Source organism: uncultured Treponema sp. (assembly GCF_945873775.1).
Taxonomy (GTDB): domain Bacteria; phylum Spirochaetota; class Spirochaetia; order Treponematales; family Treponemataceae; genus Treponema_D.
On sequence record NZ_CAMCEC010000005.1, the window covers coordinates 87,279 to 100,995 of the forward strand.

At 37.6% G+C, this 13,717-nt stretch carries 12 protein-coding genes; 9 read left to right on the forward strand and 3 right to left on the reverse strand.

All coding sequences use genetic code 11. The annotated features are described in order from the left end of the window. Positions 1 to 188 precede the first annotated feature (188 nt). Positions 189 to 2,249 (reverse strand): methyl-accepting chemotaxis protein, encoded by a 2,061-nt coding sequence (locus Q0N70_RS04100; RefSeq protein WP_294014126.1) that lies wholly within the window; start codon positions 2,247 to 2,249, stop codon positions 189 to 191. A 305-nt stretch (positions 2,250 to 2,554) separates the two neighbouring features. Between Q0N70_RS04100 and Q0N70_RS04105 the strand changes: the two genes are divergently transcribed. From Q0N70_RS04105 to Q0N70_RS04145, 9 genes are all read left to right on the forward strand, one after another. Continuing rightward, positions 2,555 to 3,775: a GTP-binding protein gene (locus Q0N70_RS04105; protein WP_273466566.1), complete on the forward strand. Its 1,221-nt coding sequence runs from the start codon at positions 2,555 to 2,557 to the stop codon at positions 3,773 to 3,775. 56 nt (positions 3,776 to 3,831) lie between these two features. Beyond that, positions 3,832 to 4,872 carry a hypothetical protein gene (locus Q0N70_RS04110; protein ID WP_294014129.1) on the forward strand — a complete coding sequence of 347 codons (1,041 nt, stop codon included), beginning with the start codon at positions 3,832 to 3,834 and terminating at the stop codon, positions 4,870 to 4,872. Continuing rightward, on the forward strand, positions 4,869 to 5,585 hold the full coding sequence (locus Q0N70_RS04115; RefSeq protein ID WP_294014131.1) for a helix-turn-helix transcriptional regulator: 717 nt from the start codon (positions 4,869 to 4,871) through the stop codon (positions 5,583 to 5,585). The genes Q0N70_RS04110 and Q0N70_RS04115 overlap by 4 nt, the downstream gene beginning before the upstream one ends. 236 nt (positions 5,586 to 5,821) lie before the next feature. After that, positions 5,822 to 6,484 carry an aminoacyl-tRNA hydrolase gene (gene pth / locus Q0N70_RS04120; RefSeq protein ID WP_294014133.1) on the forward strand — a complete coding sequence of 221 codons (663 nt, stop codon included), beginning with the start codon at positions 5,822 to 5,824 and terminating at the stop codon, positions 6,482 to 6,484. A 13-nt stretch (positions 6,485 to 6,497) separates the two neighbouring features. Continuing rightward, a complete protein-coding gene (gene mazG, locus Q0N70_RS04125; protein WP_294014135.1) occupies positions 6,498 to 7,334 on the forward strand; it encodes a nucleoside triphosphate pyrophosphohydrolase in 837 nt (278 codons plus the stop codon). Positions 7,335 to 7,385: 51 nt separating this feature from the next. Then, a complete protein-coding gene (locus Q0N70_RS04130) occupies positions 7,386 to 7,997 on the forward strand; it encodes an ATP-dependent Clp protease proteolytic subunit (protein ID WP_294014137.1) in 612 nt (203 codons plus the stop codon). A 10-nt stretch (positions 7,998 to 8,007) separates the two neighbouring features. Further along, positions 8,008 to 8,937 (forward strand): GNAT family N-acetyltransferase, encoded by a 930-nt coding sequence (locus Q0N70_RS04135; RefSeq protein WP_294014139.1) that lies wholly within the window; start codon positions 8,008 to 8,010, stop codon positions 8,935 to 8,937. Between the two features lie 70 nt (positions 8,938 to 9,007). Beyond that, positions 9,008 to 9,868: a DbpA RNA binding domain-containing protein gene (locus tag Q0N70_RS04140; protein WP_294014141.1), complete on the forward strand. Its 861-nt coding sequence runs from the start codon at positions 9,008 to 9,010 to the stop codon at positions 9,866 to 9,868. Beyond that, positions 9,865 to 10,530, forward strand: a complete 666-nt coding sequence (locus Q0N70_RS04145; RefSeq protein WP_294014142.1) for an MBL fold metallo-hydrolase — start codon at positions 9,865 to 9,867, stop codon at positions 10,528 to 10,530. Before Q0N70_RS04140 ends, Q0N70_RS04145 begins: the two co-directional genes overlap by 4 nt. 68 nt (positions 10,531 to 10,598) lie before the next feature. Here the strand turns inward: Q0N70_RS04145 and ftsH are convergent, their stop codons facing one another. Next, a complete protein-coding gene (ftsH, locus tag Q0N70_RS04150) occupies positions 10,599 to 12,662 on the reverse strand; it encodes an ATP-dependent zinc metalloprotease FtsH (protein WP_294014143.1) in 2,064 nt (687 codons plus the stop codon). A gap of 137 nt (positions 12,663 to 12,799) precedes the next feature. Continuing rightward, the gene (locus Q0N70_RS04155; RefSeq protein WP_294014144.1) at positions 12,800 to 13,711 is read right to left on the reverse strand and encodes a carbohydrate ABC transporter permease; all 912 of its coding nucleotides are present in this window, start codon (positions 13,709 to 13,711) and stop codon (positions 12,800 to 12,802) included. Positions 13,712 to 13,717: the final 6 nt, after the last annotated feature.

Sequence of the window (13,717 nt, forward strand, 5' to 3'; positions counted from 1 at the left end):
TCTAAAAACACATGAATTTCCACAAAAAACATCTGTTTTTAAAGCCAAAACACATATATTTAGTCATAAACTAGATGTTTTTTATACAGATACAAGTATTTTTTCTAATAAACTAAAAAAGCCGAAAAACAAACAATGTCATTTTCCAGCTTTTGTAAGTTATTCAGCAATAAACTTTCTATATTTCTCTATACTTTGAACAAATCGACCTCGTCCCCAAGTTTCTTTATAGACTGAGCCATAAGATTAGAAATTCCAGACAAGGCATTTCCTGTTTCATTTATTTTTCTTGCGCCGGCAGACATTTCACTCATTCCTTGTTTCATGCTCAATGTCGAATCTTGCAAAGTTTTTATTTCATTTAGAATAGCCTTGCCGCCCTCTGACATCTGTTTGGACGATTCTCTTACCTGCACGGTACTATCATTCATCTGTGTAAGAGCAAGAGAAATCTGGCGAGAACCTTCTCCTTGTTCCTGCATAGCATTTTTTATCTGCGACACAAGATTATTTGTCTCTATCATTTCATTTGAAACAGCAGAAAAAGTTTCAGATGCAATCTTTGAGGCGGAAACAATCTCTTCAATTCCATCAGTTATTTTCTGCAGCTGGTCTCCAATTGTCTTTGACTGTTCAGATGAAGTTTCAGAAAGCTTGCGGATTTCGTCTGCAACAACGCTAAAGCCTTTTCCAGCCTCACCTGCGTGGGCGGCTTCAATTGCTGCATTCATGGCAAGAAGATTTGTCTGTTCCGCAATACTTGAAATAACGGCATTTGCTTCCTGCAAAGACTGGGATTCGCTTGCAATGACAAGAATCCTTGAATTCACATCATCCTGCTTCTGCACGCCTTCAGAAGACTTCTGCTCAAGGCTTTCAAATGAAGAGGCCATTTTTCCAACAGAAGAATTTACAGAATTTATGTTGCCAATCATCTGCTCAACAGCCGCGGAAGCTTCTGTAACACAGGCAGACTGGCTTTCAATCATATTATTAAGATTGTCAATTCCAATAGAAATTTTATCAAGAACATTTGTTGTCTGATCTACGCTTTCGGAGTTGCTGTTTATGCCAGTTTCAACATTCTTAATATTGGAAATTATCTGGCTTATAGAAGTAGCAGTATCTTGTGTTCCAGCATCCAAATCAGAATCTACTTTTAGAAGCTCGTCCTTCAGCTGTTTTATAACAAGAATTATGTTTTGCAGTTTTTCCATAAAGGTATTAAAGCTGATTATAATTCCGCCTATTTCGTCATTGCTCATTTTCTTAAGTTCAATTCGCTTGGTCAAATCAGCATTTCCTGAAGCAATTTTATTTATAGACTGCTCAAGAACAATAAGAGGCTGCGTCTTGCGGATTAAATTAATAGCCACTCCAGAAATTACAGCAATTCCTATGATAAAGTTTGAAACAACTATAATAGAAACAATTTTCCTAAAAATACTAAGAACTTCCGCCTCGGAAATAACTATGCAGTTACGCCAGTCAGTTCCTTCAACAATGGAATAAAAAAGGTAATATTTTCCATTAGCAGTATTTATAATGCCGTTTCCATTTACACTTGAACTAGAAAGAATTTTCTTTGCATCTTCTGTTGCAAAAAGCTTATCAACCTCTTTTGAATCTCCAGAAGAAGCTATCATAAGTCCAGTTCCAGAAATAAGGGCAGAAACTCCAGTATTTCCAAGTTCTGTATTTTCTACAAAACGGCTTATCCGTTCCGAAGTTGTTACTCCAGAGAAAAATCCAATTGTCTTCCCGTTGAGTTTAACCGCACGGTTGATGTGGATAACTAATTTTCCAGAAACTTTAGAAGGACTAGGATTGTCTACAAATGAATCAGCTCCATTCTGCATTATCGCCTTAAAATAATCACGATCTGTTACAACTGTATGAGTTCCCATGTCAGATTTAAAGTTTCCGTCTTGGTCAACAAAGGCTACATAATCAAACCAAGATCTTCTTAAATATGAATGGCTTTGCAGCCAAGAAACTATTTCAGCAGGATTTCCAGTTTTGCAAACATCGGCATTGACATATACATCCATTCCGACCTTAGATTTTTCAAGAACAGAAGATATTTCAGAAGAATAAGACCTTGCAAGCTCTGAATAGTCGGAATAAGCGTCTTCCAGCAAATCTTTTCTTGTTAAATTTACAATAATAATAAGCTGAATGGCAACTAAAAACATTATAATAAGCGATGTCTGAACTCCAATTGAAACTGAAAGTTTTCCTTTTTTCATATTTTCACCTATAAAATACTCTTGATTTTTATATTATAAATCCATATCAGAAAAAATAAAAGTGTTCAAAACTTAAAAAGTCAGTTATTTTCATTTAAATTTGTCTTTTTATCTAAAATTTAGTATTATCTTTTACACAAAGGGAGTTTCTAAAAGTTTCAGTTTTTAGAAACAACTCTGAAAATGCGATGTTTTAATTCGTGCTATTATAACAAATTAAAACTCGCAGGCATCTCTAAAAATAAACTGTAATGAACTATAAAGTGAGTTTTAGAGATACCCAAAACATATTTATAGAGGCATTTATGAAGAAATTAACACCTATAACACTCCTATGCGGTTATCTTGGAGCAGGAAAAACAACTCTTCTAAACAAAGTTCTTTCAAATCAGGAAGGATATAAAGTCGCAGTTATTGTAAATGACATCGGCGAAGTGAATTTTGACGAAAAACTTATTGCCGACGGGGCAAAAATTACAGACACATCAAGCATTGTTCCTTTAACAAACGGATGTATCTGCTGCACACTCAAAACTCAGCTCGCACAGAATATAGAGAATCTCATAAAGAGCGGAAAATTCGATTATATTATGATTGAAGCAAGCGGTGTATGCGAGCCAATGCCTATTGTTCAGGAGCTTGAAACTATAAAGAACGGCAAAGTTGACAATGTTGTAGGCGTTGTTGACGCAGCACGTCTTGTAGATGAATTTGCAGGCGGCGACAAACTCTTGAAAAAGGATTCTATTGAGGAAGAAGACGTAGAAAGCCTTCTTGTTCAGCAGATTGAGTTCTGTTCCACACTTGTAATAAACAAAAAGGACTTGGTTTCTGATGAAGAATTTAAGAAAGTACGCAAAGTTATCGAAGTTCTTCATCCGGGCGTAAAGATAATTGAAACAAGCCATGGCGATGTAGACGTAAAAGAAATCATGGGAACAAATTCCTTTGAATTTGACAGCGTTTATGCAAGCGCAGGCTGGTGCAAGCATCTTGAAGAAGACGAAGTTGAGGATGAACATCATGAAGAACACCACCACCATGAAGAAGAGCACGGTGAACACGAAGAACATCATCACCACGAACATGATGAGCACGACCATGAAGGACACGAACATCACCATCATCATGAGCACCGCCACGAAGGAGAAAGCGAAGACGAGTACGGAATAGGAACTTTCATCTATTATAGAAGAAAACCGTTTGACCGCCAGCTTTTAGACGAATATGCAAACACTTGGCCTCGCAATATAATCCGCTGTAAAGGTCTTATGTGGTTCGCAGATGAGCCAGAGATGGCTTGGGTATTCGAAACTTCAGGCAGACAGATTCAAGCAGGCTATTCTGGACAGTGGGTTGCAGCCTGTTCACCTGCCGAACAGAAGAAAATCCTTGAAGAAAATCCAAAGATAAAGGATGAATGGGATAAAGATGTGGGCGACAGAATGATTAAGCTCTGTATAATAGGTCAGAATCTGGACAAGGAAAAGATTTGTGCAGAACTTGATAAATGCCTTGCAAAATAAAAGCACATTCAGCAGTTTATTTTGTTTAAGCTGCTGAAACTACTTGGAATATATTTATGAAAGAAGATTTTGCAGTTAAATACCACAGAATTCTATGCAAAAAAACGCCAGATTTTCTAAGTAAATATATTTCATTGCCTATTTTAAAGCGTCTTGAAGGCGTTGGACTTTTATGCGGAACTGACTGGACGCCTCTTTTTCACAACAGTTTCTTTTATTCTCGGCTTGACCATTCAATAGGAACTGCTTTAATTGTCTGGAACTTTACAAAGGACAAAAAACAGACAATCGCAGCTCTCCTTCATGATGTTTCAACACCTGCATTCAGCCACGTTTCTGATTTTAAGAACGGAGACGCTCTTACACAAAGCAGCACAGAAAATTTAAATGCACAGTTAATAGAAAATGATTCAGAACTTCTTGAATTTCTAAAGCATGACGGAATAAATGTTGCAGAAGTAAACGACTATCATATCTATCCTGTTGCCGACAATGAAATTCCGGGTTTAAGCGCAGACCGTTTGGAATATATGTATCCAAGCGGAGCGGCGTTGGATTCGATTTGGGCTTTAAACGAAATAGAAAGTAGCTACAATCACATAAATATCTTGAAAAATGAAAAAGGAATTCCAGAATTGGGCTTTTTAGAAGAAGATGAATGCCTGATTTATACAAAAAAATTCATTCAAACAAGCATGATTCTTCAGCGGAATGAAGATAAAATTGCAATGCAGCTTATGGCGGACATACTGACACTTGCGGAAGAAAGCAAAATCATAAAACCAAGTGAACTTTTTGCATTTTCTGAAAAAGAACTTATAGAAATATTTACAAAATCAGCAAAAGCAAATCCTTCTTGGAAATTTTCAAAATATTTCAGGACATTCCGTGGAATGAAAAAGATTTTCCGTTCTGAAAATGAAATAAAAGGCTTTTACAGTGTTGATTTGCAAGTAAAAAGACGCTACATAAATCCGCTCGTCAAAACAAAAAACGGCGCAAAAAGAATTTCAGAAATAAATAAAGAAGCAAAAGAAATTATAGAACAGTTTTTACACTTCAATGATACAAAATTTGGCTGTGTGGAGTTTCTATGATTCAATGGAAGCCACGGAAAATAATTTTTATAGGAAACCAGACTCCTCTTTTAAAGATTCTTGCAAAAGAAAATGAAACAGAAGTAATTTCATCTGTTAGTTTTCTTTCTACTTTGGCCACAAGATTTGTTCCAGATTTGATTGTTTTTGACAGCATACAAGACGCGGACATTCTTGAAGTGCGGAAAAATGAAAAACTAATCTTTGTTCCAGTTCTAATTACAGCAGAAAACTTTAAAGAACTCAACAATCTAAATTCAATCTCTGATTTTTCAAATGTAATTATATGCAACCAATCTGTTTCGCAATGCAGCCAATTTGTAGAACGATTGAAAAACCTTATGTCAAAAAAACAGCCAGTTCTTCCTTCAAGAACAGGTTCTATTGTAAAGTACGCAATTCTTTATATGAACAAAAATCTTTCTAAAAAAATCAACAGAAATACGCTTGCAGACCAAGTTGGAGTTGATCCAGACTATCTTACACGTATTTTTCACAAGGAAATGGGAATAGGAATTTCTGCATATCTTAGTCTTTTTAGGCTAGAAGAAGGCCATAAGCTTCTTTCACTTACAGGAATGAAAATTCAAGATATTGCAAAGGAATGCGGATTTTCAAATCCGGCGTATTTTATAAATTCCTACCGTGCAAGATTTGGAATTTCTCCTGGCACAGTAAGAAAAGAAGGTCTTTCACCTGTAAATGCTTTTTAGCAATCTCATTTTAATAGGTTAAATGTCAAGTTTTAGAATTTCTTGAAATTCCTAGTCATTGTCGGGCTTGACCCGATAATCTCTTGCAATTTTTTAAGCAAGATTGCAGTGTCAAGCATGGCAATGACAGTAAACTTACAAAACTCGAAATTGTACCTAATAAATAAAAAGCTCATTTTGCCTTCAAAAGTTTTCAGATTATTGAATTCAAAAGTTTTATAGCCTATAATGCACGCATGATTCAGCTAATTGCATTTTTAGGAAACTATGGAAAGGAATATTCAGGCACAAGACATAATGTTCCATGGATTTTTGAAGAACATCTTCCGTTTGCATCAAAAATTTCTTGGCAGTCAAAGCATAAATCAGAGTTTTCTTGTGTTGACTATGCAGACTTTTTAAATTGGCTAAAAGATTTTTCACTTATAAAACCAAGACAAGACGGAACTTTGCCCATAGCTTCAAATGCCCCAGATAAAATTTACTTTATGAAGCCTTTGACCTATATGAATTTAAGCGGAGAAGCAGTTGGAGAAGCTGCCCGTTTCTTTAAAATAAAACCGGAAAATATCCTTATTTTGCATGATGAAATTGAACTTCCGCTTGGAACACTCAGCTTAAAGTGGTCTGGAGGACTCGGAGGACATAACGGACTTCGCTCAATAAAAGAACATCTTGGAACTGCGGATTTTTGGAGGCTAAGATTCGGAGTTGGAAAACCGGTTCACGGAAGTGTCGCTGATTTTGTGCTAGGATCATTTTCAGAAGATGAAAAAATAATGCTTTCACAAGTTTTTTCACAGGCAAATATTCTTTTTTCAAAAATTTTGACTTCATCACAGCCAGAAAAACTCATTCCTGAATGGGGAAAGAAAAAAGTTATTCCAGAAACAAAGTAAAAAAAATTATTTTATGGAAAAATCAGAACTTACAAAGAAAATAGAAAACATTTCATTGTCTGCGGCTTCATTCAACAGGCTTTTTGAACTTGCAAATATTCTGCGCAAAGAATGCCCTTGGGATAAAATTCAGACGCCGCAGACATTAAGAAGCACGTTAATAGAAGAAACCTTTGAAACCGTTGATGCGATAACAGAAAAAAGCCCAAGCCACGTACGTGAAGAACTTGGCGATGTGTTTTTCAATCTTATTTTCATTGCAAAATGCTTTGAAGAAGAAAACGAATTTACAATCGATCAAGTTTTAAATGAAGTTTGCGAAAAACTTATCCGAAGGCATCCTCATATTTTTGAAAATGCAAGCGAAACCAATCGTTCAACAAAAATTCAAAGCGCATCAGATGTAAAAGCGCAGTGGGACAAAATAAAAGACAATGTAGAAGGCAGAAAACAGGATAGCGCAATTGATTCTGTTCCAAAAGGATTTCCGCCGCTTTTAAAAGCATTTAAAATTCTAAAGAAAGCTGCAAAAGAAGGCTTTGACTGGCGCGCAACAGAACAAGCTTATGATAAAGTAAAGGAAGAATTAACTGAAGTAAGAGAATCTTCGCCAGAAAACACGGAAGAAGAAGTTGGAGACTTGCTTTTATCATGTGTAAATTTAAGCCGCAAACTTAACATAGATCCATCAGTTGCGCTTGAAAGAGCCATAAACAAGTTCAGCACAAGATTCAAGTTCGTTGAAAAAAGCATGAAAAAGGAAAATCTTGAAATGAAAGCCGAAAATGATAAAAAAATGATGGAATTTTGGAAATCAGCAAAGATTATTGAAAATACAGCAGATTTATAGTATATTTTTAGCATGGCTGCTCCTTATATTGCAGTCTTTTTTGGAGTAAAAATGATCAAAAAAATTGATGGCATCGTTTTGGAAGATGAAAAAGAGGAAAAAAAAGCTGAAAACGCAGCTCCAGATCCTCTTGCAGAGAAGTTTTTAAAGACAAGACAAATCCTTTTAAGCGGCGAAATCTGCGAAGAGCTTGCAGAAAAGATTATAAGGCAGCTTTTAATTCTTGAAGCAGACAACGATAAACCTATTTACATTTATGTTGACAGTCCTGGCGGAGATGTTTACGCAGGATTCGCAATTTTTGACACGATACGCTTTATAAATGCGCCTGTTTATATAATCGGAACAGGACTTATTGCAAGCGCGGCGGCATTGATTCTTCTTTCTGTGCCAAAAGAACGCAGACTTGGACTTCCTCATTCAAGCTACCTGATTCACCAGCCTTCAAGCGGAATGAAAGGCGTTGCGACAGACATTGAAATTCATGCCGCAGAGCTTGCAAAGACACGCACAAAGATAAATGAGATAATTTCGGAGCAGACAGGAACTTCATTAGAAAAAGTTTCAAAGGACACTGACCGCGACTACTGGCTTAATTCAGAAGAAGCAGTTCAGTATGGACTTATCTGCAAAGTAATTACAAACCGCAAAGACTTAGGCTGATTTTTTCAAAATGACATTCGAGCTTACAGATTCCATTAAAAATGACATTATATTTGCCATGGAAGACCAGAATTCACAAAGCGTTTTCAATGCTGCGGAAAGTAAGGTTGTAAGCGTTGCAAAGAACTTTGACAATCCGGCAGAAGACTTAAAAATAGATGAAAACAAAGTCTATTCCTTGCCAAACTGGACAAGCGATGACGGTTTTGATCTTATGGAAGCCTTTTCAGAAAACTGCCGTTCACCTTTAGCGAGGAATGAATTAAAAAGATGCTTGCAAAGCAGACGGGGGGTGTTCAGAAATTTTAAGAATATTCTAAAAGCGTATCCAGATGTTGAAAAAAGATGGTTTGCATTCAAAACAAAGACAATGCTTTCTAAAATCAACGAATGGTACAATGACTTGCGCGAGACTTGGGGACTTGAACTTCTTGAAGAAGATTCCGCAGATGAAACTGAAGATCTTGTTCGGAATGATTTTGAGTTCAAGAAATACGATTCCGACAGGGACAAGGAATGCGTTGATCGTGCAGTTGAAATAATGGCAGAAGAATATAAGAACAGCTTTGAAGGCGAGATTGGAATTTCCATTGCTGCAATGTGGCGTTACCAGTCGGCTTTTTCTAAAAATGAGAATAAGTATGGTTTTGTTTGCTATTCCCATTTAAAAGAATTTTTGGGCTGTGTTTTATTTTCATCTTGTCTGTCCTCGGCAAAAAGAACAGCTGTAGTTACTGATTTTTTTGTCTTTCAGAATTACCGTGGCTTAGGCATAGGAAAAGAACTTTTCCAAAAATGTCTGGAAAAAGCAAAAAGCAGCGGAATTCAGTGGGTTTTATTTTCAAATACAATTATTCCGGAATCCATGGAGCATTTATTAAGCCAATTTTCTTTTGAAAAGCTAGGATCCGGCTATGTTGTAGATTTATTAAAAGATTAATTTTTTATTCTGAAAAGCCATGCAGCGGCAAATTCAGAAAAGAGCCTTAGTTAGTTACAGGAGTTTGATTATGGCATACAACAATAACCGTGAAGGTTTTAAATTGAACGAAGAAAACATCGCATCATTTTTGGCAGATGCAGTAAACCGCGTGGAAAAAGCAAGCAATGCAGAAATTGAAACATTAAAGCAGATTAAAAAGCTTTTCAAAAAGAATGTTCCTTTTTCACGCAGAAGTTATGTAGTAGCATTGCTCATTAAAAATGCAAATTCGGGCTTCAAGAGCAACCGTTTCAACCGCACAGAAAAAACAGAAAAGTTCGGACGTTCAGACAGAAATGAACGTTTTTCAAGAAATGAAAGCCGCCAGTCAGAAAGAAATTCAGAAGAACGCAAGGAACGCGCAGAAAAATCTCCACGTGTAACAATCGATCCTTCTGTTGCAGACACAATTTTTATAAGCGTTGGAAGAAGCCGCGGAGTTTTCCCAAGAGATTTAGTTGGACTTCTCGTAAGCGTTGCAGGTCTTGAACGCTCACGCATTGGAGAAATCAGAGTTCTTTCAAACTATTCTTTTATAACTCTCTTTGCGGAAGACTGCGACAAGACAATCAAAGCATTGAACGAATATGAATACCGCGGAAGAAAATTAAGCGTAAGCTATTCGCGCAAAAAGGACGAAAATGAAGCTTCTGGAAATGCAGAACAGGCTTCAACAGAACCTGCAATTTCAGAAGATACAATACCTACAAATGTTGTAAATGACGCACACGCAGACACATCAGCAAATACAGAAGAGGCGAAGATTGCAGCAGAACAGAGCGCATTCGCAGCTTCAATGGACAATGCGCCAGTTGAAGACAAACCGTATTCAGAAACAACTGATGACGGCCAAGTAAAATCTCACTTTGGAAACGGTGAAGCATATTGATTCATGCAATTCAAACAGGACCTTTCAGCGTTAACACTTACATTGTAAACTTGGAAGGTTCTGACGCATTAATTGTAGATCCAGCCTGCTGCAAATTCTCAAATGACGAGGATAAGTTTTTCTCTTATCTGAAGGAAAATGGTCTTGTTCCAAAAGTTATATTTTTAACCCACGGACATTTTGACCATGTGGCAGGACTGAATACAATAAAGCAGAAATTTCCCGATATAAAAATCCTCATTCATTCAAACGACGCTCACTTTATAGGAAACGGAAGTGAAATTTTGCAAAGAATTTCGCTTGAGCCAATGAATTTCCTTGAGTTTTTGCCTTTTGTTTCAAATCTTCCAGAACCAGACTTTTTAGTTTCTGACAATACAACGCTTTCTTCATACATACAGAATATTCCGCTCCTTGAAAACTGGAAAATCCTGCATACGCCCGGACACACAAAAGGCTCTTGCTGCCTATACAATCAAAATGAAAAACTTCTTATAAGCGGCGACACTGTTTTTCACCGTTCCTGGGGACGCACAGATCTTTTCAGCGGAAGCGATGCAGACATGAAACACAGCCTGAACAGAATTTACACAGAACTTCCAGACGACACAAAAGTATTTCCCGGACACAATTATTACGGCTTTACACTCGGAGAAAATTAAGGAAAGCCAACTTTCTATTTAACTTTTCTAAAAAAAAAGCCCTGGCAAATTACCAGAGCTTAATGAAATTATTTTTCTTCAGTTGCGTCTTTTTTAGCACGAGGTTTTCTTGCGCGTTTCGGTTTTTCTTCCGAAGAATTTTTTACTGCAGTTGCTTCAAGCTCATTGCAATGATCTTCAGCCTTTATAATTTCTTGGAATTCCTTGCCTTCCATTGTTTCTTTTTCAAGAAGACGCTGCGCAATGTATTCAAGAAGATTTCCGTGTTTTTTCAAAGTCTTCAGAACGAACTGATAACGTTCTTCCATAACACGGGCAATTTCTTCGTCCACATATTTCTGTGTGTCCTCTGAAAATTCGCGAACAAGCTCAGGCTCCTGAGTTCCATAGCCTCTTCCACTTTTTCCAAGAGTAACGTTCTTGAATTTTTCACTCATGCCATAATCTGTAATCATGCGCTTGATAATATCTGTTGCACGGCTAATGTCATTTGAAGCGCCTGTGCTTATTTCACCAAAAATTATCTGTTCAGCCGCACGTCCGCCCAAAAGAACATCAACTTGCCCCATAAGCTCTTTTTTGCTGTACAAGAACTGGTCGTCCTCTGAACGCTGCAAAGTATAGCCCAAAGCGCCCATTCCGCGCGGAATAATTGTTATCTTGTGAACAGGATCGCTTCCCGGAGTAAACGCCGCCACAAGAGCATGACCAGTTTCATGGTAAGCCACAATCTTGCGTTCATTTTCTTTTACAACACGAGACTTCTTTTTAAGGCCAACCAAAGTTTTTTCTATGGCTTCGTCAAAATCATCCATAAGAACAACTTTTCTTCCAGCACGAACAGCAAGAAGAGCCGCTTCGTTTACAATGTTGGCCAAATCTGCGCCAGCAAATCCGCTTGTAGCATGGGCAACTGCGGAAAAATCAACACTTGGATCTATTTTTACATTCTTTGCATGAAGCCTAAGAATTTCTTCACGGCCTTTTACATCCGGCTTGTCCACTACAATCTGACGGTCAAATCGTCCAGGACGCAAAAGCGCAGGATCCAGAATATCAGGGCGGTTTGTAGCAGCAAGAATTATAAGCCCCTTCTCATTGTCGAATCCGTCCATTTCAACCAAAAGCTGATTCAGTGTCTGCTCACGCTCATCGTTTCCGCCAAGATTATTTACACGGCTTTTGCCTATAGCGTCAAGTTCATCAATAAAAATAATGCACGGAGCTTTTTCACGGGCAGCACGGAACAAATCACGGACACGGCTTGCGCCAACGCCAACAAACATTTCAACAAAATCAGAACCAGAAATTCTAAAAAACGGAACACCAGCTTCACCTGCAACAGCACGCGCAAGCAAAGTTTTTCCAGTTCCCGGAGGTCCTACAAGCAAAGCGCCTTTTGGAATTTTTCCGCCTATATCGGTATATTTTTTAGGCTGTTTCAAAAAATCAACAAGTTCCATCAATTCTTCTTTAGCTTCGTCAACGCCAGCCACATCCTGAAAACGAGTCTTTACCTTTCCTTCATCAACAGCCTTTGATCTTCCGCCGCCGCCAAGAATAGAGCCCATTCCACCAATTCCGCCGCCCATTTTTCTGAAAATAAAGAAATACATTAAGAAAATAAAGCCAAACGGAATCACAAGATTAAGCAAAAGCTGAATAAGATAATTGTTTTGCCGCGTTACAAATTTGTAGTCCACGCCTTTTTCATCAAGGAATTCAATAAAACCTTCCATAAGAACGCCAGAAGTCCGGTAGACACCGCCACTTTCAGTTCCAAGAGGCATTCCCATAAAGCCAAAGCGTGAAGGCTGTGAAGTGCCGGCAGAATGTGAAGTATAGCCTGTAAAATAATTTTCACCAAGCTCAACACGGACAATCTGCCCCTGATCTATAAGATTCCTAAATTCAGAAAAATCAATTAAATCAGTGGGCTTGGAAGAAAACATCATGTTCACAGCTATAAGAACACCGGCAAGAACCAAAAGTATTGTCCAAAAAGGCGGACCTTTCTGAGGACCATTTCCAGAAAGCTTTTTGTCCCCCTTCTCATTGTCTATAGAAAGCTTGAAAAAATCATAAGGATCATTTTCAGTCTGCTTTTTGTCATCATCTTTTTTGTCGTTCATTTTTACCTCAAGTAGAAATTTTGCTATATCAGATAATATACAATATATTCAGTAACTGGGCAATTAAGAATATGACTTTGGAATAAAAAAAACCGGACTGCAAGTGCAATCCGGCATAAGTTTTGTGAATGAAAGCCCTACTCTTTTACACCACCAGCAGTTACACCGCCAATGATATATCTTGAAAGGAAGAAGTAAATCACAATCAAAGGAAGAATAGCAACAGTCATAAGTGTATAGTTAACACCCAAGTCAAACATCATGTAGTCAGCAGAACGAGCATTGGCAATAACAATCGGAACTGTCCAAAGCTTTTTGTCGCTGATTACGAGAGCTGGAATAAAGTAGTTGTTCCATGAAGTAACGAATGCAAAGATTGCCTGAACTGCAAACGCAGGTTTGAGCATAGGACAAACAATCGCATTGAATGTATAGAACTCATTGCTTCCGTCTACGCGGGCAGCTTCAACAATTGAATAAGGCAAAGTTGCTTCCATTGACTGATACATATAGAAGAAAACAACAGGAGCCGCAATAGCAGGGATAACAAGCGGAATATAAGAATTCATAATTCCAAGCTTTGTAATCAACTGCAAGAATCCAAGTGTAGAAACCTGTGTTGGAACCATCATAACAGCCATGATGAACTTAAATGCGCTCTTTTTGCCTTTGAAGTTGTACATATAAATTCCATAAGCTGTCATTGCGCTAAAGTAAGTTGTAAACGCAGCTGTAAAAAGAGCAACAAGGAAGCTGTTTCCAAGTCCACGGAAAATAGGATAGCTTGTTCCGTAAACCTTGCGTTCAACCTGCTGACCTGCAACAACATCAAACCAGCGTTCACTCTTTAAAAACTGCTTGATATGAAGCCAAAGCTGAGTTCCAGGGATAGCAGAGAATCCACTCTGAATCTGCGGATGCGAGCGAGTTGCATTGATAACCATAATATAGAATGGAAACAATGAAAGAATCGCCAAAAGAACCAGAACTGCATAGCAGATAAATCTTCTGGTAGAAAGCATTTTTGCCTGACTTTTTAATTTCTCCATAAAATT

Excerpts from the sequence above, each read along its gene's own strand:
- Q0N70_RS04155 (WP_294014144.1), bottom strand. The coding sequence starts at position 13,711 with ATGGAGAAATTAAAAAGTCAGGCAAAAATGCTTTCTACCAGAAGATTT.
- Q0N70_RS04140 (WP_294014141.1), top strand. The coding sequence starts at position 9,008 with ATGGCATACAACAATAACCGTGAAGGTTTTAAATTGAACGAAGAAAAC.
- Q0N70_RS04100 (WP_294014126.1), bottom strand. The coding sequence starts at position 2,249 with ATGAAAAAAGGAAAACTTTCAGTTTCAATTGGAGTTCAGACATCGCTT.
- Q0N70_RS04110 (WP_294014129.1), top strand. The coding sequence starts at position 3,832 with ATGAAAGAAGATTTTGCAGTTAAATACCACAGAATTCTATGCAAAAAA.
- pth (WP_294014133.1), top strand. The coding sequence starts at position 5,822 with ATGATTCAGCTAATTGCATTTTTAGGAAACTATGGAAAGGAATATTCA.
- Q0N70_RS04130 (WP_294014137.1), top strand. The coding sequence starts at position 7,386 with ATGATCAAAAAAATTGATGGCATCGTTTTGGAAGATGAAAAAGAGGAA.
- Q0N70_RS04105 (WP_273466566.1), top strand. The coding sequence starts at position 2,555 with ATGAAGAAATTAACACCTATAACACTCCTATGCGGTTATCTTGGAGCA.
- Q0N70_RS04135 (WP_294014139.1), top strand. The coding sequence starts at position 8,008 with ATGACATTCGAGCTTACAGATTCCATTAAAAATGACATTATATTTGCC.
- mazG (WP_294014135.1), top strand. The coding sequence starts at position 6,498 with ATGGAAAAATCAGAACTTACAAAGAAAATAGAAAACATTTCATTGTCT.
- ftsH (WP_294014143.1), bottom strand. The coding sequence starts at position 12,662 with ATGAACGACAAAAAAGATGATGACAAAAAGCAGACTGAAAATGATCCT.
- Q0N70_RS04115 (WP_294014131.1), top strand. The coding sequence starts at position 4,869 with ATGATTCAATGGAAGCCACGGAAAATAATTTTTATAGGAAACCAGACT.